General features: G+C 73.5%; 1 pseudogene. It reads left to right on the top strand.

Features of this window, described 5'->3' with window-relative positions:
• Window positions 1-215: pseudogene (locus tag PUR56_RS12560) on the top strand (DeoR family transcriptional regulator); the annotation flags it as partial.

Consider the following 215-nt stretch of genomic DNA (forward strand, 5'->3'; position numbering starts at 1 on the left):
GCCAAGTCCCAGCTGGAACCCTCCGCCAAGGAGGCCCTGGCGAGCGCCGCCGCCGCACTCGTCGAACCCGGAAGCGTCGTCGCCGTCGGAGCGGGGACCACCGCCTTCGCCGTCGCCCGGCAACTCCTCGACATCCCCGGCCTCACCCTGGTCACCAACTCCCTCCCCGTCGCCGACCTCGTCCGCACCGCCGCGGAGAACGGCAACGGCAACGC

This window comes from Streptomyces sp. BE303 (assembly GCF_036290945.1).
In the GTDB taxonomy this organism is placed as follows: Bacteria; Actinomycetota; Actinomycetes; order Streptomycetales; family Streptomycetaceae; genus Kitasatospora.